At 27.5% G+C, this 1,362-nt stretch carries 2 protein-coding genes; both read left to right on the top strand.

Going from position 1 to position 1,362, the window contains the following annotated elements; all coding sequences use genetic code 11:
• Positions 1–719, top strand: a 719-nt coding sequence (locus I3255_RS14375) for a hypothetical protein (protein WP_238039431.1), incomplete at its 5' end; no start/stop codon positions are given.
• On the top strand, positions 716–1,282 hold the full coding sequence (locus tag I3255_RS14370; RefSeq protein ID WP_238039430.1) for a hypothetical protein: 567 nt from the start codon (positions 716–718) through the stop codon (positions 1,280–1,282). The genes I3255_RS14375 and I3255_RS14370, both read left to right, overlap by 4 nt.
• The last annotated feature ends 80 nt before the right edge of the window (positions 1,283–1,362 follow it).

Here is a 1,362-nt window from a genome sequence, read left to right as displayed (position 1 = left end):
TACCTGAAGTGAGTAAATTGGGTATCGGTGATGATGTTTGGAACTGGTGGCCAGTATCTAATATTTATAATAAGATAAAGATGATTAATATTAATGATTTTATACAGTTATATAAATCTTATTTTAGAAAAATAGATAAGAATTTTAGTCAGAATTCTGAAAATAACCTTAGAGATATTTTAAATAATATCAATAATTATTATGATACACTACCTGACTTACGACACTTAGCATATATGCTTGCAACAGCTAGACATGAAGCCTATCATTTTTTATCTGGAGAGTTCTATAGCGCAAAACCGGAAATAGGAAAACCATCTTACTTTAATAAATATGATCCTGTTTTAGCTAGTACTGAAAGGCTAAGAAAAAGAGCAATACGAAATGGGAATCGTAATAAAGGCGATGGTTTCAAATATAGAGGAAGGGGGATGGTACATTTAACATGGAAAAATAACTATAAATCAGCTTCTGATTACTTAGGTGTGGATTTTGTGGCTAATCCAGATCTTGCAGCACAATACAAATATGCCGTTCCTATTATGATATGGGGCATGGAAAAAGGTGTTTTCACTGGGAAAAAATTATCTGACTATATCAATGATAATAAATGTGATTATAATGGAGCAAGACGAATTATTAATGGCCAAGATCAAAAAGAATTAATTGCTAGTTATGCTAATAAGTTTGAACAGATATTAAAGGAAACAGTTAAATGATTAAATCTATTATCAATATTATTATACTAATATCTAGCTATAGCTCATTTGCTAATGATGTGGTTAAGGAATCTGGTAATAAATTAGTAATTAACAACCATATTTTTGAAGGTATTATAAGAGATTATCAGAACGACTATGTTTACCTTGATCGTTGGGATAACAAATATGCCATAATAAGGGAAACTGATAGCTCAAATAAAGAGCGTGCTATTATGACAATCAATACTAAAAACAATACCATTGATTGTATATATCAGTCATTTTATACGACTTATACACATATTAGGTTAGGTCGTGCTGTTTGTAATCTTGATTTAAATATTAATGACTTTGAACAGTATCAAGATATTATGGATAAATATAATATAGATACTTTATCATATGATAATCCATTAATTATTGATGGGTTAAAGTTATCAAGAATAGAGTTGGATAACTTTATATTTTTGAAAAATAAAAAGATTAAGTATGATGATATATTTTTTATGTATGACAATGATAAAAAAATTAGTTCAATCGTAATTGAAGAAAATAATAAATTATCAATCTTATCTTTATGATAATATTAAACTTTAATATTAGGGATGAATTTATCACCCCTGATACATTTATGATTTTTAATATTTGGAATGTTTGCAAA

Origin of the sequence: Psychrobacter sp. Ps6 (genome assembly GCF_022129235.1) — a bacterium.
Lineage (GTDB): Bacteria > Pseudomonadota > Gammaproteobacteria > Pseudomonadales > Moraxellaceae > Psychrobacter.
This window is presented reverse-complemented; position numbering and strand designations above follow the sequence as displayed.

Coding starts and splice junctions, on each gene's coding strand:
- I3255_RS14370 (WP_238039430.1), top strand. CDS start 716: ATGATTAAATCTATTATCAATATTATTATACTAATATCTAGCTATAGC.